The 19,146-nt window shown below is 58.7% G+C and carries 17 protein-coding genes and 1 tRNA gene; 1 reads left to right on the forward strand and 17 read right to left on the reverse strand.

Annotated elements, in window-relative coordinates:
- Positions 1 to 241: 241 nt before the first annotated feature.
- From J5276_RS08865 to J5276_RS08940, 16 genes are all read right to left on the reverse strand, one after another.
- Positions 242 to 1,735 (reverse strand): ABC transporter substrate-binding protein, encoded by a 1,494-nt coding sequence (locus J5276_RS08865; RefSeq protein WP_112154950.1) that lies wholly within the window; start codon positions 1,733 to 1,735, stop codon positions 242 to 244.
- A 239-nt stretch (positions 1,736 to 1,974) separates the two neighbouring features.
- A complete protein-coding gene (locus J5276_RS08870) occupies positions 1,975 to 2,985 on the reverse strand; it encodes an ABC transporter ATP-binding protein (protein ID WP_003512539.1) in 1,011 nt (336 codons plus the stop codon).
- Between the two features lie 12 nt (positions 2,986 to 2,997).
- Positions 2,998 to 4,062: an ABC transporter ATP-binding protein gene (locus tag J5276_RS08875; RefSeq protein ID WP_065661117.1), complete on the reverse strand. Its 1,065-nt coding sequence runs from the start codon at positions 4,060 to 4,062 to the stop codon at positions 2,998 to 3,000.
- Positions 4,063 to 4,203: 141 nt separating this feature from the next.
- A complete protein-coding gene (locus J5276_RS08880; protein WP_065658047.1) occupies positions 4,204 to 5,109 on the reverse strand; it encodes an ABC transporter permease in 906 nt (301 codons plus the stop codon).
- Positions 5,099 to 6,043 carry an ABC transporter permease gene (locus tag J5276_RS08885; RefSeq protein WP_209159380.1) on the reverse strand — a complete coding sequence of 315 codons (945 nt, stop codon included), beginning with the start codon at positions 6,041 to 6,043 and terminating at the stop codon, positions 5,099 to 5,101. Before J5276_RS08885 ends, J5276_RS08880 begins: the two co-directional genes overlap by 11 nt.
- Before the next feature lie 72 nt (positions 6,044 to 6,115).
- A complete protein-coding gene (gene cueR / locus J5276_RS08890) occupies positions 6,116 to 6,604 on the reverse strand; it encodes a Cu(I)-responsive transcriptional regulator (RefSeq protein ID WP_013635893.1) in 489 nt (162 codons plus the stop codon).
- An 11-nt stretch (positions 6,605 to 6,615) separates the two neighbouring features.
- The gene (locus tag J5276_RS08895) at positions 6,616 to 7,638 is read right to left on the reverse strand and encodes a 2Fe-2S iron-sulfur cluster-binding protein (RefSeq protein ID WP_112154952.1); all 1,023 of its coding nucleotides are present in this window, start codon (positions 7,636 to 7,638) and stop codon (positions 6,616 to 6,618) included.
- A 12-nt stretch (positions 7,639 to 7,650) separates the two neighbouring features.
- Positions 7,651 to 10,155, reverse strand: coding sequence for a heavy metal translocating P-type ATPase (locus J5276_RS08900; RefSeq protein WP_162632962.1), 2,505 nt, complete (start codon positions 10,153 to 10,155; stop codon positions 7,651 to 7,653).
- A gap of 247 nt (positions 10,156 to 10,402) precedes the next feature.
- Positions 10,403 to 10,488 (reverse strand) — tRNA-Leu (locus J5276_RS08905).
- 141 nt (positions 10,489 to 10,629) lie between these two features.
- Positions 10,630 to 11,358, reverse strand: coding sequence for a nuclease (locus J5276_RS08910; RefSeq protein WP_112154954.1), 729 nt, complete (start codon positions 11,356 to 11,358; stop codon positions 10,630 to 10,632).
- Positions 11,359 to 11,474: 116 nt separating this feature from the next.
- On the reverse strand, positions 11,475 to 12,008 hold the full coding sequence (locus tag J5276_RS08915) for a MerR family transcriptional regulator (RefSeq protein ID WP_003512531.1): 534 nt from the start codon (positions 12,006 to 12,008) through the stop codon (positions 11,475 to 11,477).
- Between the two features lie 275 nt (positions 12,009 to 12,283).
- Entirely contained in the window at positions 12,284 to 12,622 is a 339-nt protein-coding gene (locus tag J5276_RS08920; protein WP_003512530.1) for an integration host factor subunit alpha, read from the reverse strand.
- Between the two features lie 243 nt (positions 12,623 to 12,865).
- The gene (locus J5276_RS08925; RefSeq protein ID WP_003512529.1) at positions 12,866 to 13,837 is read right to left on the reverse strand and encodes a beta-ketoacyl-ACP synthase III; all 972 of its coding nucleotides are present in this window, start codon (positions 13,835 to 13,837) and stop codon (positions 12,866 to 12,868) included.
- A gap of 4 nt (positions 13,838 to 13,841) precedes the next feature.
- Positions 13,842 to 14,903 (reverse strand): phosphate acyltransferase PlsX, encoded by a 1,062-nt coding sequence (gene plsX, locus J5276_RS08930; protein ID WP_003512528.1) that lies wholly within the window; start codon positions 14,901 to 14,903, stop codon positions 13,842 to 13,844.
- Positions 14,904 to 15,002: 99 nt separating this feature from the next.
- Positions 15,003 to 15,566: a DUF177 domain-containing protein gene (locus J5276_RS08935; RefSeq protein ID WP_003512527.1), complete on the reverse strand. Its 564-nt coding sequence runs from the start codon at positions 15,564 to 15,566 to the stop codon at positions 15,003 to 15,005.
- A gap of 8 nt (positions 15,567 to 15,574) precedes the next feature.
- Positions 15,575 to 16,114, reverse strand: coding sequence for a ubiquinol-cytochrome C chaperone family protein (locus J5276_RS08940; protein WP_112154955.1), 540 nt, complete (start codon positions 16,112 to 16,114; stop codon positions 15,575 to 15,577).
- Positions 16,115 to 16,384: 270 nt separating this feature from the next.
- Here J5276_RS08940 and J5276_RS08945 point away from each other — a divergent pair, with 270 nt between their 5' ends.
- On the forward strand, positions 16,385 to 16,915 hold the full coding sequence (locus tag J5276_RS08945) for an outer membrane protein assembly factor BamE (RefSeq protein ID WP_065661135.1): 531 nt from the start codon (positions 16,385 to 16,387) through the stop codon (positions 16,913 to 16,915).
- 75 nt (positions 16,916 to 16,990) lie between these two features.
- On the opposite strand, the gene J5276_RS08950 is transcribed toward J5276_RS08945, so the two are convergent.
- Positions 16,991 to 19,129, reverse strand: coding sequence for a sodium-translocating pyrophosphatase (locus J5276_RS08950; RefSeq protein WP_035251686.1), 2,139 nt, complete (start codon positions 19,127 to 19,129; stop codon positions 16,991 to 16,993).
- Positions 19,130 to 19,146 lie beyond the last annotated feature (17 nt).

The following is a 19,146-nucleotide window of genomic DNA, read 5'->3' on the forward strand; positions in this document are numbered from 1 at the left end:
CGGGGATGACAGTGGAGGTTTTCCCGGTTCCTGAAATTCATATTTTCAACGGCTGACAAGGTCTGAAAACCTGTCCTTCATCATGCTCGGGCCTGTCCGGGCATCTGATACCTATTGATTTTACGATAGGTGGAAAGATCCTCAGGACGAGGATGACGTTGAGTGTGGGCGATGGCCTGTCAACAGGCAAAACCCGGCTCTTTCGAGCCGGGCCATATCTCGTCAGCAATGTCACATTGGCCTATTTCACTGCCAGATCCTTGGTCATGATAAAGTAGTTGATCGGATGCGGCTTGAAGTTTTCGACCTTGTCCGAATAGGCATCGAAAGCGGTCTCATGGACGAGGTAGACGGTGACGGCTTCGTCGTAAATCCGCTTCGCCGCCTCGGCATAGATGGCGTAACGTTTTGCCGGCTCAGCCGCCATATAGGCAGATTTGATCAGCTTGTCCGTCTCCTCACTGCAATAATGCGAGATGTTGTAGCCGCCTCCGCAGGTATAGTCGGCGTTGAGGAACCCGATCGGTTCTGCAACATCGGTGGCATAACCGCGTGACAGAAGGACCATGTCGAAATTGCCGGACAGGAGATCGGGCTCGATCGCAGTGTAATCAGCAACGCGAACATCGACCTTGATGCCGATTTCCTGCAATTGGGCCTGAATAACGGCGGCAACATCCTTGAGTTCGGTTCTTTCAGTATAGGCCAGAAGTGTCAGCTTGAGGCTGCCGGGGGCAATGCCCGCCTCTTTCAGCAGAGCCTTTGCCTTCTCTATGTCATAAGCGGGCGTGACGTTTTGCGGCACCCACGGCTCTCCCGGTGCGAAGGGCATCGTTGCGGGCTTTACCATGCCTTCATAGATGCTGTCGGCAATACCGGCGGTGTCGATGGCGGCCCGGATCGCCTGCCGAACCTTGATGTCCTTGAACGGCGGCTTCGAATTATTGAGCAGCATTTCCGTAATCCGGGGCACGGTAATTGGCGCAACCTTGACACCCTTCGTGGCTACAATGGTCTTTACCGCCCAAGGTGGAATCACGCGCGAAATCTGCACTTCACCGCTTCTTATCTGGGTGGCGCGGGTATCGGCATCCGGAATAAAGTTCACACGGCCGCCCGAGAGCTTCGGCATACCGTTCCAATAGTCATGGTTCGCCGTCAGTTCCATATATTGGCTGGCATCGACCTTGGTGATCTTGAACGGTCCGGTGCAGGTTCCGATCGGATCGACCTTGCCGTCCTTATAGGCGGATGGCGCGAGGATCGAAGTCGCCGGGCTTGCCATTTGCGCCGGCAGCAGCACCGATGGCTCGATGGTCGTGATCTTCACGATATCGTCGCCACCAACCTCGACGGCAGCGACCAGCTTAGGCGAAAAGGCCCGGGCCGGAACGGGCGCTTTCAGAAGATTGGTGAGCGCATTGACCGCGGCTTTTGCATTAAGCGGCTCGCCGTTCTGGAACTTCACGCCCTTGCGCAACTTGAACTCCCAAACCTTCGGTGAGGTTTGTGTCCAGGATTCGGCCAAGCCCGGCTCCAGTGCGGTGTCATAGCCGACGCGGACCATGCTTTCGAAACACCCTGCGCGCGAACCGAGATAGGCATCGTCGGAAGCCATCTGCCAGCCGGTCTTGACGCCGGTATAATCGTCATAGGTGATCGTTCCGGCCGTTGCCGCTTGCGTTCCAAAAGAGACCACAATGGCGCTTGTCGCCAAAAGTACGTGCTTTATCATTGAATATTCCCCTTTTATTTTTGATGACAACGCTCAAAAGTCAGTCGTCTCACGAGATTTAATATCTTCACAAAATAGATCTCGAAAGACATAAGAATATCCTTCGGACGCCCCACGAACATCCGTTTGAATATCATTCATTTTATGTTTTTATACTCGGAATTTAATTCCGATATTAATTCACAAACGCACAATTCATCTGTTTTTACAGAACCAGAAGACTGTAACTGCGCTGCTCCTCAGCCCCATTCGCGCCAGTGATGGCAACGAGCGAAATGCTCCCCGGCAACGTCTTCCAGAAGCGGTTCCTGTTCGCTGCAAATCTGCGTCGCATATTTGCAGCGGGTGTGAAACTTGCAGCCACTTGGAGGATTGAGCGGGCTTGGCAGATCACCATCCAGAAGCATTTCCGGCGCATATAATCCGGTTTCATCAAGCATCGACGAGGCAATAAGAGCCTTCGTATAGGGATGCTTAGGCGCCCGGAAAAGCTCATCCCGGTCGGCGATTTCAACGATCCGCCCGAGATACATCACCGCGATACGGTCGCAGAGGTAACGCACCACGCGCAGGTCATGGGAAATCATCAGCACCGTCAAACCATGACGACGCTTCATGTCCATCAGCAGGTTCAGGATCTGCGTACGCATGGAGGCATCGAGCGCCGATGTCGGTTCGTCGCACACAAGGAAGCTTGGATTGAGAAGAAGCGCGCGGCCTATAACCACGCGTTGCAACTGCCCGCCGGAGCACTGGCTCGGATAACGGTCATAATAGGAGGCATCGAGGCCGACCTCCTCCAGCATCTTGAACACGCGCGCGATGCGTTCTTCGCGCGTGCCGATGCCGTGCTGGGCAAGCGGCGCTTCCATGCTTTGCCCTATGCGCATGCGCGGGTCGAGCGCGGAATAGGGATCTTGGAACACCAGTTGCACGACACGGCGCATGCGCCGCAGCGTCTCGCCCTGCATGTGCAGAATATCGTGGTCTCCGATGCTGACCTCGCCCTTCGTCGCGTTGGTCAACCGCGTTATCAGCCCGGCGACAGTGCTTTTGCCGCAGCCGGATTCGCCAACGAGACCAAGAACCTCACCCTCGCCGATCGTGAGGGAAACATCGTCCACGGATTTGACCACGCGATTGCCGAAACCCGATATCGGATAATATTTGCACAGGTTGTTTGCGACCACATAGGGCTTGATCTTGCCAGCCGCCTGAGGCTGGTTCGGTGTTTTCACTGTCGATAGCATCGCAACCCTCCTTCAGCAGACTGTGTGACTGGCATGGCTGCCGGCATGGTCGTCGTCGACCGCCCAGCACCGCGCCTTGCGACCTTCCGGCAAGGCATTCAGATCCGGCTCCGTTGCCATGCAACGGCCGCCCATGCCGGCCGACTGGGCAAGCGCGCAGCGGGGATGGAAACGGCAACCGCAGGACATGTCATGGGCCTGCGAGCTGGAGCCGGGGATCGTCAGCAGCTGCCCCTCGCTGTCGGTCGTCAAAAGCGAGCAGCTGATGAGCGCCTTGGTATAGGGATGTTGCGGCGCCTTGAGGATTGCCTGCGTCGGCCCCTCCTCGACAATGCGACCAGCATACATCACCGCAATCCGGTCCGCGAAAGCGGCAACGACCGAGAGGTCATGGGTGATGAGCAGCGTGGCGAGCCGCCGCTTCCGACGCTCATCGTCGAGCAGGCGCAATATTTGTGCCTGGACGGTGACATCGAGTGCCGTCGTCGGTTCATCGGCGATCAGCAGTTGCGGATTGCCGGAGAGTGCCGCGGCAATCATGACGCGCTGCGCCATGCCGCCTGAGAGTTCATGTGCGAAGCATTGCGCCCGCGCCGACGGATCGGGAATTCCAACGTCCGAGAGCATGCCGACAACCCGGCCCAGTGCCGCATGCCGGCTCATCTTGCGGTGGACCCACAGTGGCTCGGCGACCTGCGTCCTGACCCGGCTGGTCGGATCGAGCATGGCCTGCGGTTGCTGAAAAAGCATTCCGATATCGGCGCCGCGCAACGCATCAAGCTCGGAGGGCGAGAGAGCGAGAATGTCGCGCCCGGCAAAGGAAATGCGGCCGGAGTTGATTTCCGCGCCGTGCGGCAACAGCCGCATCAGCGACAGAGCCGTCATGCTCTTGCCGGATCCGGATTCGCCGACCAGTGCAACGACCTCTCCGGCATCGACGGAGAGCGTCAGACCGGAGATAACAAACTTGCGGCCATTTCCAGACGGCACCGAAACGTGCAAATCCTCGATTTCCAGAAGCGGTGTCCGCTCCGGGGCGATGGCCGTATTGGCATGCGTGTGTCCTTCGATATTCATAAGAGTTCCCCTTATTATTATTGCATCGGAGGCATGGGCGTATTTTCAAGCGGCTTCAGACGATAATACTCTCCTTGGGGCTATCGTGCCCTGTGTATGTTTGATCGGCGCGGGCGCCGGTCATTGCTCTAACCGCAGGCGTCAATGGCCGTTCGGTTTCCTGGTATCCATGTTCAGGCCGTGGCCGATCCATGTCACGCTCAACGCCGACAGGAAAATCGCCAGACCCGGTGCGATCACGAGAATGGGCATACGTTCCGCATAGGCCTGCGCATCGGCCAACATCAGCGCCCAGTCTGCGGCAGGCGGCTGCACGCCGAGGCCGAGAAACGACAGTCCGCCCACCGTGATCAGCTTGTGGCCGAAGCGCAGAAAGGCAACGGCTGCGATGGGCCAGATCGTGTTGGGAATGACATGCCGGAAAATAATGAAGCGGCGTGTGCATCCAAGCACTTCGGCGGCGCGCATATATTCTCGGGAATTGATCGAAAGCGTCAGCCCGCGTGCCAGTCGCGCAAAAGGTGTCCAACCGACGATCGTCAGCGACGCGATCAATGTTCCATATCCCGGGCCGAAGATGGCGACGAGGAAAATGGCGATTACCACGTCAGGGATGGCGATGAGCAGATCCACCACCCGCATCAGGACTTCATCGAGAACGCCGCGGCTGCGACCGCTGATGATGCCGATGAAGGTTCCGATGGCGACCGACAGAATGACGGTGATGGCGGCAATCGTGACCGTGAAGCGTCCGCCGATAAGCAGCCGGCTCAAGACATCACGCCCGAGATGGTCAGTGCCCAGCCAGTAGGCGGCGCTTGGCGCATTCAACCGCAGGCGAAGGCTTTGCTGCGCGGGATTATAGGGCGAAATCCACGGCGCGATGACGAGCAGCAGGATGATGACGAGAAAAATCGCCGAACCCGCGTAGAACGTCCAGTGCCGCCGGCGGATAAAATCCGTGAACCGGAAAAGTGTCGACGGGCGCTTGGGCAAGGTCATTGGCATGGCGGCTACCGGCGCGCTCGGGAAGTGACTAATGGTCATGTTGACCTCGCATTGCTGGATTGATCAGGACATAGAGGCCATCGGCCAGGGTATTGATCAGGATGGAAAGGGCGACGATGCAGATGAAACCGCCCTGCAGCATGGGGATGTCCCGATTGACCACGGCGTCGTAAAGAAGCCGGCCCATTCCGGGGATGGCGAATATCACCTCCACGACCACCGATCCGCCAAGCAGGCCCGCAAGCCACAGGGCAAAGAAGGTGATGATCGGAAGCGAACCGTTGCGAATGCCGTGGCGCATGACCGTGCCATGCATGCCGAGACCGCGGCTGCGGGCCGCCGTGATGTAAGGCGCGCGCAGAACCTCAGCCATGGCGGCGCGCGTCACCTGCGTGAAATAGGCCAGTGGGCGCAGCGTCAACGTCAAAGCGGGAAGCACCAGCGAGCGCCAGCTATCCCAGCCCGCGGACGGCAACCAGCCGAGATAAAGCGCAAAGACGAGCGCCGACATCGGCGCAAACCAGTATTCCGGCGTGGCAACGAAGGTCTGGATCATCAGCGTTGCGAAATTGTCCAGCCGGCCACCCGGACGCATCGCCGCCAACGTGCCGAGCGGCAGGGCGACGGCGACCGCAATCGCCAGCGCCGTCAGTGCCAATGTCACGGACACGCCGAGAGAGCGCAAAAGCTCACCCGCCACGGGCTGGCTGCTGGTGAAGGAAAAGCCCAGATCACCGCGCAGCGCGTCCGACAGCCATGCGAAATATTGGACGTAAAGCGGCCGGTCGAGCCCGAGGCTTAACCGAAGGGCCTCGACCGCATGCGGATCGAGCGCCGTATCGCGCATGCGCGAAAACAGAATGGTGCGGGCAGGATCGCCACCGGCCATGTAGGGCAAAAGAAACGCGATGACGGAGACGATCATCAGCATAAGGCACAGAATAAGGAAGCGTTGTATTATCTGTATCCACATTGCCTGTTCTCCTTCGCCGCAAATGGCCATTGCACTGCAATTGATGATCGGTCCCCGCCGGGGAAATGCGGTTTATTTCATGAGGCGCGGCAAATCCGTCACCACACCGGACGTGCCTTTCAGCATGCCGGAACGCTTGGGTAGGATCGCCACCGGCGTAAAATCGGGATCTTCAGATTGGGCAAGATCCTGAATGATCGGGCAATCCGGTTCACCATTGTCAGGGCAATAGGTCGCGATATTTCGCAGCGTGTCGGCCATCTCCCGAAGAGCATGCATCTTGGCCTCCAGATCTACGACATGTTCCATGACGATGCGCTTGACGTCGCAGGATGCACCGCCGGGATCGCGCCACAGGGTCATGAGCTGCCTGATCTTTTCGATCGAGAAACCGAGGTCGCGGCCGCGGCGGATGAAACGCAGCGTCTCCAGATCGTTGGTCGTGTAGACCCGATAACCGGATTCCGTGCGGTTTGCGGATTTGATCAGCCCGATCGTCTCGTAGTGGCGGATCATCTTTGCGGAAACACCGGATGCGGTGGCGGCTGTACCAATGTTCATCGATCCTGCTCCTATCTTTCCGGGGTGAAAAACACGTCTGCATGAATGTCGGCGGTGCGGATGCCCCTTGCCAAGAGCTGCGGCACCGTTGCCTCGATCATCGCCGGCGGTCCGGCCAGATAGGCTTTCCAGCCATCGAGATCGTCGAAGTCGTCCGCCACGGCGGAACCGACATAACCGCGCCGCATCTGCGCATGGTCTTCATTCGAGAGAACCGGAACGAAGCTCAGATTGCCGTGGCTTACGGCAAGTTCTTCGAAACGGTCGACCATATAGAGGTCACGCTCGGCGCGGGCGCCGAAATAGACATGGATCGGGCGTTGCCGGCCCGTGGTCCGATCAGTGGCAAGCGCTGCCTCTACCACCGCCTTCACCGGCGCCAGCCCCGAACCGCCGGCAATACCGAGGATCGGTCCGCAATGCTTTTCCCGCAGATACGAAGACCCGAAGGGACCGACCAGCACGACAGGGTCACCCGCCTTGGCGTTCGCGAAAATATGGCCACTCGTGACGCCGCCGGGGACATGCCGGATATGGAATTCGATCAGGTCCTCATCGATGCGGCTGGCAATGGAATAGTCACGCGGCGAACAGTCCGGATAAAGCAGGCGCACATATTGGCCGGCCTTGAAGGTAAACAGTTCGCGATCGTCGAGCCTGATGCGGATGAGCTTGATATCATGCGTCGCATCTACCGCTTCCGCGATGACGCCATCAAAGCGGCCGGTCGGAATATCGGCAAACTCATCCTCACCGTCGAGCCAGCCGATCGTCACGTCGCTCAACGGCACGGCGCGGCAGGCGAGTGTCAGCCCTTCCGCCTTTTCCTCTTCTGTCAACGAAAAGGGCGTATGCTTGAGAAGGTCGATCTCGCCTGAGACGAGGTGCGATTTGCACGCCCCGCACCGGCCCATGCGACAGCCGTGCGGATAGGAAATTCCGGCGGCAAGGGCGGCCTGAAGGACGGTCTCGCCCTGCGCTGCCACAATGCTGCGTCCGATACGTGGCAAATAGACTGTGTTTCCAGGCGTCATCACATCCGCCCCCTATTCTGCCGCTGCGAGTTGCATGCCGGTCGATCTGTCAAGCAGCGGCGGGCGGAAGCTTTTGAGACGCAGCGCGTTGGTCAAGACAAACACGCTGGAAAGCGCCATGGCTCCGGCAGCAAGGACAGGCGACAGCAGAACACCGTTGGCAGGATACAATATTCCGGCCGCCACGGGAACGAGTGCGGCATTATAGGCAAAGGCCCAGAACAGGTTCTGGCGGATGTTGCGGATCGTCGCCTTGGACAACGCAATGGCATTCGCGACACCGCGCAAATCGCCAGACATCAACACCACATCGGCGCTTTCTATGGCGACATCCGTACCCGTGCCGATTGCGAGACCGACATCGGCCGCCGCAAGGGCCGGCGCATCGTTGATGCCATCACCGACGAAGGCCACCCGCCGGCCATCGGCCGCAAGTCTTTTAACGGCCTCGACCTTGCCGTCAGGCAGTACTTCCGCCACCACTTCGTCGATACCAAGACGGCGGGCAATGGCTTCGGCCGTGCGGCGGTTATCGCCTGTTATCATCGTGACCTTGAGACCAAGAGCATGCAGCGCTGCGATCGCCTCCGGCGTCGTCGGCTTGATCGGATCGGCAACCGCGATGATGGCGGCCAGCCGGCCATCGACAGCGGCATAAAGCGGCGACTGCCCTTCCCTGCCCAGCCGGTCGGCATCGTCGGCGAACTTCGCAATGTCGTAACCGAGCTTCACCATGAAGCGGTCGGCGCCCGCCTCGACCTTGCGGCCGTCAACCGTTGCCGCAACGCCGAAACCGGGGGTCGCCTCAAAGCCGGCCGCGTCGGCAAGCGTCAGGCCACCATGTTTTGCCGCCTCGACGATCGCTTCGGCTATGGGATGTTCGGAACGGCTTTCAAGCGAGGCGACAAGGCGCAACACCTCATCCTGATCGAAGCCTTCGGTCGTGGTGAAATGCACCAGTGTCGGCTTACCGAGCGTCAGCGTGCCTGTCTTGTCGACGGCGATGACATCGGCATCACGCAAAGTCTGGAGAGCATCGCCGCGCCGGAATAGCACACCCATTTCGGCGGCGCGTCCGGTACCGACCATGATCGAGGTCGGGGTGGCAAGGCCCATGGCGCAGGGGCAAGCGATGATGAGGACAGCGACGGCGTTAACCAGCGCAAAGGTCAAGGCGGGGTCGGGCCCGACAACAAACCAGACGATGAAGGTGGCGAGTGCAGCGAGCATGACTGCAGGCACGAACCAGTTGGTCACCTTGTCCACCAGCGCCTGTATCGGCAGTTTGTCGGCCTGCGCTGCCTCGACCATGCGGATGATCTGCGCGATCAGCGTGTCGGCGCCGACCTTCGTGGCGCGGAACGTGAAGGAGCCGTTTCTGTTGACCGTACCGCCCACGACTTCGGACCCAGCCGTCTTGGTCACCGGCACCGGCTCGCCTGTAATCATCGATTCGTCGACATAGGAAGAACCATCAAGCACCAGACCATCGACTGGCACTTTCTCGCCGGGACGGACGACGATGACATCGCCAGTCGCAACATCCTGCAGCGGCACATCGATGGTTTCACCATTGCGTATCACACGGGCGGACTTGGCCTGCAGGCCGACGAGCCGCTTTATCGCCTCGCTGGTGCGGCCCTTGGCGCGCGCCTCGAGGAAACGGCCGAGCAGGATAAGCGTGACGATCACCGCTGCGGCCTCATAATAGACATTGGCCGTGCCTCTCGGCAGGATTTCGGGCACGAAGGTGGCGACTACCGAGAACCCCCAGGCGGCGGCGGTGCCCAGCACCACCAGCGAATTCATATCCGGCGCCAGCCGCAGAAGTGCGGGGATGCCTTTTTTGAAGAACCGCAGGCCCGGCCCGAAGAGGACAAGCGTGGTCAGCGCGAATTGCAGATACCAGCTTTCCCGCATGCCGACGGTTTCCATCACGAAATCATGGATGGCGGGCACCAGATGCGAGCCCATCTCCAGAATGAAGACCGGCAGCGTCAGGGCAACAGCGGTGGCCAGGCTGATTTTCAAACCGCGCAATTCGGCTTCGCGCCGGTCCGGCTCGTCACCCTTGGCCTTGTCGGCGACGATCTCGTTTGCCTTGTAACCGGCTTGGCTGATTGCTTCGGCCAGCCTGGCGGCAGAGACGGCATTGCCGGCGACGCGGACGGTGGCGCGCTCCGTTGCGAGATTGACACTCGCGTCTGAGACACCGGAAACGGCCTTCAGCGCCTTTTCGACACGGCCGACACAGGACGCGCAAGTCATGCCCTCGATATCGAGTTCGATGGTTTTCTCGTCGACGCTATAGCCTGCATTTCGCACGGCATCGACAACGGCCGAAACGTTCGGCGCTCCTGAAAAAGCAATATCGGCGCGCTCCGTCGCAAGATTGACCGAAGCCTTGACGACCCCCGGCACCTTGGCAATAGCCTTCTCGACACGACCGACGCAGGAGGCACATGTCATTCCCTCGATGGCTATCGAATGGTTCGCCTGTATCTGGATTTGTGACATGCGCATGACCTCTTTTTCTCTTTACAAAAAAAAGATAGGGCTTCCCATCGTGGCAAGGTCAATAGGCTCTTTTGGATGATTTTCACGGAGAAATGCCGCGAGCGTGAACAAGCCCATTTTTTAGGCTGACTCATGCATCATGATGCAATCGATTGCCCGGATATCGACTATCCCGGCGCAGAATCCATCCTGAATGCCCGCATGTCGCAGGAAAACGGCAGAGAAATCTTTTAATTGGAGATGGAAATGGTGCGGACGGCGGGACTTGAACCCGCAAGACCAATGGTCGGCAGATTTTAAGTCTGCTGCGTCTACCGATTTCGCCACGTCCGCATTGTCGCACCGCGTGCCAACAGGCCCCGGCGCTACAAAATTGCCTTGTCATTCCTCAGGCGCAGGATCGAACGAGACCCTGACCCCAAGCACCGACAGCGCCACATCTACACAGGCCGCACCGTTTCGGTCAACCGGGCCTTAGCCACACCAGGACTGATTTTTTGCCGAGACCGGATGAGCCAGGCCTTCCCGCACGAGTTGATCGGCAAAGGATACGCCCGAACGTGAAATCCGTTTGCGTTCCATGGCTTGCCCGCCGGCTGTTGCCGACGACGCCACATCGAATGCGCCAGCATTCAACATATCCCGCAACCGCACCTTGGCAATGAAACCGCGCTGACGCTCTTCCATGCATCGCGCCCGGTCGATCTGCGGGACCTCGATGCCGGCGAGCTGCATTTTCACGCCCTTCATCCAGAAGGTATTGCCATCGGCCACGCAATTGGTGAGACCTGAGCGACCACAAAAGGCAAAGGCGCCGCTTTTTTCTCCCAGCGAGACTTTTTCGACCGAAGGGCGTGTTTCCGGCAGGATAGCGGCAACCTGGCTCTGCTGTGCCGCAGGCGGCATGGCAATCGAGCGTGGCGGCACCGGACCATTGATCGGTGAAACCGGCGATGCGGGGCGGATGGCCGCCACCTTCTCCGGTGCGGCCGTCTCGCGTTTGGCGGCTACGGCGATCTTGGGGGAATTTGTCGTCGTGGATGGTGCCTTCGCGACATGCCGCTGCGGCATAAGACTGTCGCGATGTTCGTAAGCCTGAATGCCGCCGGCCACGACGCCCAACATTAGCACCCAGGGCCAAACGCTGCCGCCGGCCGATTTCTTCGCCGTACGGCGTCGCGTTGTCGGTTTTCGATTGCTCACGATCAGACTCCTTTTTACGGAGCCGCATTATCGGTCAAGAGAGTTTCTGAAAGGTTGGCATTCCAGAGCGCCTTCGCTTTTCCTGAAAATGCTCGAACAGAGTTGTGGATAAACGATCAGCGAACCTGATCAAGCAGCCGCTTGCATTCGAGAAGATCGAACAGCGCCTCCTGCAACAGCGCTTGGTCATCCTTGCCGATGCCAGATTTGCCGACTGATATCTCGGTATCGCTATTACCGCCACCGAAGCCGAAAAATCGGCCGCTCGGCTTGGCTTTCGGGCGGCCGACGACCTCGTCTCCGTCCGGATCCAGCACGCGCGGTTCGGCAACTTCCTTTTCGCCGCTCGCTGCCATGATGGCTTCCATGGTAGCAAGATCGCCCGACGCGATTGCCGCCACGAAACGGTTTCCGTTGGTTTTCAGAAGTTTCTGCACACCTTTGATGGTGTAGCCGTGGTCATAAAGAAGATGACGAATGCCCTTGAGGAGATCGATATCATCAGGGCGGTAATAACGGCGGCCCCCGCCCCGTTTCATCGGCTTGATCTGCGGAAAGCGCGTTTCCCAGAAACGCAGCACGTGCTGCGGCAGGTTCAGCTCATCCGCCACTTCACTGATCGTCCGAAACGCGTCGGGGCTTTTGTCCAAACTTCCACTCCCATCCGGACCTTGAGCGCCATGCACCCAGCCGGACACTGAACAAGAACGCTTTTCACCAGCCGATACCGTGCATCATGTGTTGCGAAAAATCGAACCCGATCCTCGCACCGATGCCCGTGGCGGCAAGATACCATTTATCTAAAATTGATTATGATGTGAGTCGACCAGATTTCAACGGCTTGCACGTCGAAATTCAAGCATGTTCACAAGAAGAATGGGGATAAAGGCTTGCCATGCGGCAAAAAACCCGTGTTACAGCCGGCTTACGCCCCGGCTTTCTGACCCTTTTGCTTGGTCTTGCGAGCCGTATGCGCCTTCAGGATTCGCTGTTTCAGCACGTTTGACGCCTTGAAGGTCATGACGCGGCGTGGCGAAATCGGAACTTCCTCACCCGTTTTCGGGTTGCGGCCGATACGCTCGTTCTTTTCCCTGATCTGAAATGTCGCGAAGGACGAGAGCTTGACGACCTCGCCGCGCGTGATCGCATTACAAATCTCGTCGATGATCGTTTCGACCAGTTCGGCGGATTCGGTGCGGGACAGCCCGACTTTACGAAACACAGATTCTGCAAGATCTGCGCGTGTCACTGTCTTCCCGGCCATTTTTCCCCACAAACCGTGTCTGAATTTTTCTCTAGGAGCCGCCGAGATTATTTCCCTTGTGGCGACCGGTCAAGGGATTGTTCCAGATTCATTTGAGGCTTTCGGCAATCAGTGCAATGGCTTAGAGCGACTGACGCGGTTTTGCCGCACGCGGGGGTCGCTTCAGCGCGTTTGAACGGGGTACTGCCGCAAAAATCACAACCGATTTTGTGCCAGCGCCCCGGTAAACGCTAAAATTTGCCGTTACCAGCGCAGCAGCACTGCGCCCCAGGTGAAACCGCCGCCCATGGCTTCCAGCATGACCAGATCGCCTTTCTTGATGCGTCCGTCACTGGCCGCAACGGCAAGCGCCAGCGGAATGGATGCGGCCGACGTATTGCCGTGCTTGTCGACGGTGATGACGACTTTTTCCGGATCGATGTTGAGCTTTTTCGCCGATCCGTCGATGATGCGCTTGTTGGCCTGATGCGGAACGAGCCAGTCGAGATCATCAGCCGTCGTGCCTGTCGCCTCGAAAGCCTGTTCAATGACGTCGGTGATCATGCCGACAGCGTGCTTGAACACTTCCCGGCCTTCCATACGCAGATGGCCGACCGTGCCGGTCGTGGAAGGTCCACCATCGACGTAAAGCTTGTCCTTGTGCGAACCGTCGGAGCGCAGCTGCGAGGTGAGGATGCCACGATCGCTGGAAGTACCCTCGCCTTCCCCTGCCTCAATTACGAGTGCGCCTGCACCATCACCGAACAGAACGCAGGTGGTGCGGTCCTTCCAGTCGAGAATGCGCGAGAATGTTTCGGCGCCGATCACCAGCACGCGCTTGGCCATGCCGCCGCGAATGTAAAGATCGGCGGTGGCCACGGCATAGACGAAGCCGGAGCAGACGGCCTGCATGTCGAAGGCGAAACCGTGGGTCATGCCGAGACGGTTCTGGATGTTTACCGCCGTTGCCGGAAATGTATTGTCCGGTGTCGAGGTTGCCAGAATGATGAGGTCGATGTCATCGGGCGTCAGGCCGGCATTGTCGAGCGCCGCACGCGCCGCAGCCTCGCCGAGCGAAGCGGTGGTCTCGCCTTCTCCCGCTATGTAGCGCTGACGAATGCCCGTGCGCTGCACGATCCATTCATCGGAAGTCTCTACGACCCCTTCGATTTCACTATTGGTCATGACACGCTTCGGAAGCGCTGCCCCGAAACCACGTACGATAGAGCGGATCATTCCCTTATTCCTCGTCAGCCACGAGAGCTTCGGGCGCCGGGGGCGGAAGCCGTCTTGCGTGGTAAATCTTCAGATCGTTTTCAATTTTTGCCGTAAGACCGTTATGGACCATGTCGTAGCCGACATCGACCGCGGAGGCAAAACCGATGGCGTCCGTGCCGCCATGGCTTTTGATGACAATGCCGTTCAGGCCGAGAAACACGCCGCCATTGACCTTGCGCGGGTCCATTTTTTCTCGCAGCACATCGAAAGCGCTTTTCGCGAGAATATAACCGATCTTGGCAAAGAAGCTGCGGGAGATCGCCTCACGCAGAAGCGTGGTGATCTGGCGCGCCGTGCCTTCGGCGGCTTTGAGCGCAATGTTGCCGGTGAAACCTTCGGTCACCACCACATCCACCGTGCCCTTGCCAATGTCGTCACCCTCGACGAAACCGCGGTAATCGATGGTGCCTAGATCGGCCTCGCGGATCAGCCGTCCGGCTTCACGGACCTCTTCCTGACCCTTCACCTCCTCGACACCGACATTCAGCAAACCGACGGTCGGACGGTCGATATCGAAAAGCGCACGCGCCATGGCGCCGCCCATCAGGGCAAAATCGAGCAATTGCTGGGAATCGGCGCCAATGGTGGCGCCAACATCGAGTACGATGCTTTCGCCTTTCAGCGTCGGCCATATGCCGGCGATGGCCGGGCGTTCCACCCGCGCCATGGTGCGCAAACAGAATTTGGCCATGGCCATCAGCGCGCCGGTATTGCCGGCGGATACGACGACGTCCGCCTCACCGAGCTTCACGGCCTCGATGGCGCGCCACATGCTGGAGACATAGCGGCCACGACGAAGCGCCTGACTTGGCTTTTCGTCCATGGCGACCGAGATTTCACAATCGTGAAAGACCGACTTTTCCCGAAGTGCGGGATATTGTGCCAGAATGGGGTCGCACTTGCTTTTCTGCCCGTAGAGCAGAAAAGTCACATCGTTGTGCCGTTCAAGCGCCTTGGCGGCACCGGGTATGGCAACATCAGGGCCGAAATCGCCACCCATGACGTCAATCGCTATTCTGATCACTCGTCCCTTATCCTTTTTGCCGCCACTCAAGCGGATTTTGCGCGAAAATACCTGTTCCGGCCTGTGTTACAATAAAATTATTTCAGCCCGGCGGCGCATTCAGTCTTTTTTCCAGTCTTTCAACACGGCGAAAGGCGACGGACGCTTTTCTTCTTCAGGCTCATTTTCGGTCGTATCGGTAAATTCGATATCCGATTTGCGCGGATAGGGATCGATCGCAAGGGCCGCGAATTCCGCAACCGTCGCGCCAACATCAATGCTGTCGCCGGTGAACTGGTCAGGAATGTCAGGGCCGTTGGGATCGAGTACGATCTCCCCTTCCTCATTGGTGACCATCCGCGCCAGCTTCGATCCTTCCGGCACGAAAATATGCTCGACGCTCTCGTCGATCTTGCTGGAAACCGGCTCCAGCGTCACGACGCAGGACTGGGTCACGGCCGCATGCACCTCGCCCTTGATCTTCACGCCATCCCTCTTCCAGCGGGTAACCTGCAGTTCCGCCTTCAGATATTCGACGGAAACCACATCCCAGAATTTCGCCAGTGCCTTCAGTTCCTCGGCATTGGCTTCAAGACCAATCCTCACCGGATTGGCGGAAATATGACCTACCTTTACGGGGTAGGAAAAAGGCAGATCGTCATTTGCGGCGTGTCGCGCGTTCATCGTAAACCTCATAGTCCAGGCAAAGGCAGCTTCAGGCTTCCGGTTGCTATCGTTTCTTCGGAGCCTGCGGAAAGGTTGGAAGACGCCTCCATCATCCAGCCCGCAAGCCCGTCCAGTTCCGGTGCTTTCTCATCTGTCTGGGGGTATATATTGCGCCGGAGCGCTGCGGCAAGGGCAACGGGGTCGGATGCATCCAGCGCCGCCGCGTAGGATTCGAGCCGCCCGTAGAACATGCCGGCAAATTTCTTCATGCGCTTCGGCACGCCCTGGTCGCCAATGCCGAGCTCACGGATGGAATGGTCGATATCCTGAAAAAAGGCGTCGACGATCTCCTGGGCGATTTCCTGCCCGCTCACACCGGAGGATTTGGTGCGGCGGAAATAGAGAATCATGACGATCGACAGCATCTCGAAGCGGCCCATCACCGTGTCTGGAACGCCGAGATCAAGATAAAAAGCGGGCGTGCGGGCCGCAGCCGTCAGGATCGCATATTGCCGGTCTACTATGGCGCGGTTGTTGTTTTTCTGTCTGAACAGCCCGAATATCATCGTTTTTTTCCGAACGGGGCTGGTGAATTCGCTCACCCGCCTATCGCACTTGTTGCATGATCGCCAAAGCTGGTTTACCGAAGCATCCACGAATTGCAATGCTGTCGCGGTCACGTTCGTCTTTCGGCTGAAACAGTCTAAGAGACCGGAAGAGTTTCCAAAGGCCGTGAAAGCGTTGAATTTGGGGGGTGATCGGGATTTTCCGTCCCCGGATTGACACAATCATGTGCACAGACACTGTGCACCACGCAATGCCGGAAGGTGCCATTCATGATCGCAGTCGGGGAAAAGCAGTTGAGCAAGCAGAAATCCGCAAGTCACGGCAAAATTCTGGGCAAGACCGCCATCGCAATCGTCGTCGCGTCCACCCTGCTTTCCGCCTGCACCAGCACCACCGATGTGTTCCACAACGGCTACGTCATGGACGAGCAGTCGCTTCAGCTGATCCCGGAAGGTTCCAGCCGCGAGCAGGTTCTGCTGACCATGGGCACGCCCTCCACCACGGCGACGTTCGGCAACGAGGTTTTCTATTACATCTCGCAGAAGCGCGTGCGCCGCGCCGCTTTCATGAAGCCGACGTTGGTCGAACAGAACATTCTCGCGATCTATTTCAACAAGGACGGCGTAATCGAGCGTAAGGCCAATTACGCGCTGCAGGACGGCAAGGTCTTCGACACGATTTCGCGTACCACCCCGACAGGCGGCAAGGATCTCACCTTCCTGCAGCAGCTGCTGTCCGGCGGCACCTCGGGCGCCAACATCGCCAAGAGCATTCTTGGACAGAGCGGCAACACCCCCTGATCGGAAGACGGAACGAAAATTCAAAGGCCCGGAGATCGCTCCCCGGGCCTTTTTCTTTGTCGATGCTGCAAGTCCTTAGTGGGCGAGAACCGCCAATAGCAGTAGCGCCACGATATTGGTGATCTTGATAGCCGGGTTGACGGCCGGACCGGCGGTATCCTTGTAGGGATCACCCACCGTATCGCCCGTAACCGACGCCTTGTGGGCGTCCGAACCCTTGACGTGGCGCACGCCATCCTTGTCGATGAAGCCATCCTCGAAGCTTTTCTTGGCGTTATCCCACGCACCACCACCGGAGGTCATGGAAATCGCCACGAACAGCCCGTTGATGATGACGCCAAGCAACGATGCACCGAGTGCGGCAAAGGCAGAGGCCTTGGAACCTGAGATAAGCAGCACGCCGAAATAAACGACGAGCGGCGCCAGAACCGGCAACAGCGACGGAATGATCATCTCCTTGATCGCCGCCTTGGTCAAAAGATCGACCGCCCTGCCGTAGTCCGGTTTTTCCGTCCCTGCCATAATGCCAGGCTTTTCGCGGAACTGGCGGCGAACTTCCTCGACGATCGAGCTTGCCGCCTTGCCCACCGCCGTCATGGCAATGCCGCCAAAGAGATACGGAATGAGGCCGCCGAACAGCAGACCGGCAACAACGTAAGGATTGGCAAGGCTGAAGGATATTTCGCCGATATCCTTGAAGTAAGGATAGGTATCGCCATTGGCAGCGAAATAGGACAGGTCGTTGGAATAGGCGGCAAACAGCACCAGCGCGCCGAGACCGGCAGAACCGATGGCATAGCCCTTCGTGACGGCCTTGGTGGTGTTGCCGACGGCATCCAGCGCGTCGGTCGCCTTACGTACATCCGGGTCGAGACCGGCCATTTCGGCAATGCCGCCGGCATTGTCAGTCACCGGACCGAAGGCGTCGAGCGCCACGATCATGCCCGCCAGACCAAGCATGGCGGTGACCGCGATGCCCGTGCCGAACAGGCCACCGAGCTGGTAGGTGCCAATGATGCCGCCAACGATGACAAGCGCCGGCAGTGCCGTCGATTCCAGCGAGACTGCAAGACCCTGGATGACGTTGGTGCCGTGGCCCGTGACCGAAGCCTGCGCGATGGAATTGACCGGGCGTTTGTTGGTGCCGGTATAATATTCGGTGATGACGACGATAAGCGCTGTTACCACAAGGCCGACCAGCCCGCACAGGAAGAGGTTTGTGCCGGTAATCTCCATTCCGGCAACCGTGCCAATGGTACCCCAGCCCACGGTCGCGTAAGTTGCCACGGCAAGCCCCGCAATCGAGAAGACGCCGGTGGCAATCAGCCCTTTATAGAGAGCTCCCATGATGGAGTTGTTGGTGCCGAGCTTGACGAAGAAGGTGCCGGCAATCGAGGTCAGGATGCAGGCGCCGCAAATGGCCAGCGGATAGACCATCGCGCTTTCCAGTATCGGCGTTCCGGCAAAGAAGATCGCCGCAAGCACCATGGTTGCGACCACCGAGACGGCATAGGTCTCGAAAAGGTCGGCCGCCATTCCGGCGCAATCGCCGACATTGTCGCCGACATTATCTGCGATGGTTGCAGGGTTGCGAGGGTCGTCCTCGGGAATGCCTGCTTCGACCTTGCCGACGAGATCGCCGCCGACATCTGCACCCTTGGTGAAGATGCCACCGCCGAGACGGGCGAAGATGGAGATAAGCGAAGCGCCGAAACCGAGCGACACCAGCGCGTCAATCACCTCACGCGATCCGGGCGCATGGCCGAGCACCGAGGTGAGGATGAAATAATAGATGGATACGCCAAGCAGCGCGAGGCCAGCCACCAGCATGCCCGTGATAGCGCCTGATTTGAACGCGATGTCGAGACCGGCGGCAAGGCTGTGGGATGCGGCTTGTGCGGTGCGCAGATTGGCACGGACGGAGACATGCATGCCGATGAAACCGGCAGCACCCGAAAGCACGGCGCCGATGATGAACCCGATGGCCGCGAGAGCCGACAGCAGATACCAGGCGAGAACGGCGACAATCAATCCGACGATGGCGATGGTGAGATATTGACGGGTGAGATAAGCCTGCGCACCTTCACGGATAAAACCTGCTATTTCACGCATACGCTCGTTGCCCTGATCGGCAGCGAGAACGCTCCTGGTCGTCCATGCCGCGTAAACCACGGACAGGACCCCACATAAAATCACTATGGGTATTACGGTCATGCGCACTTACCTCCCAA

Source organism: Agrobacterium sp. S7/73 (assembly GCF_019355535.1).
Lineage (GTDB): Bacteria > Pseudomonadota > Alphaproteobacteria > Rhizobiales > Rhizobiaceae > Agrobacterium > Agrobacterium tumefaciens.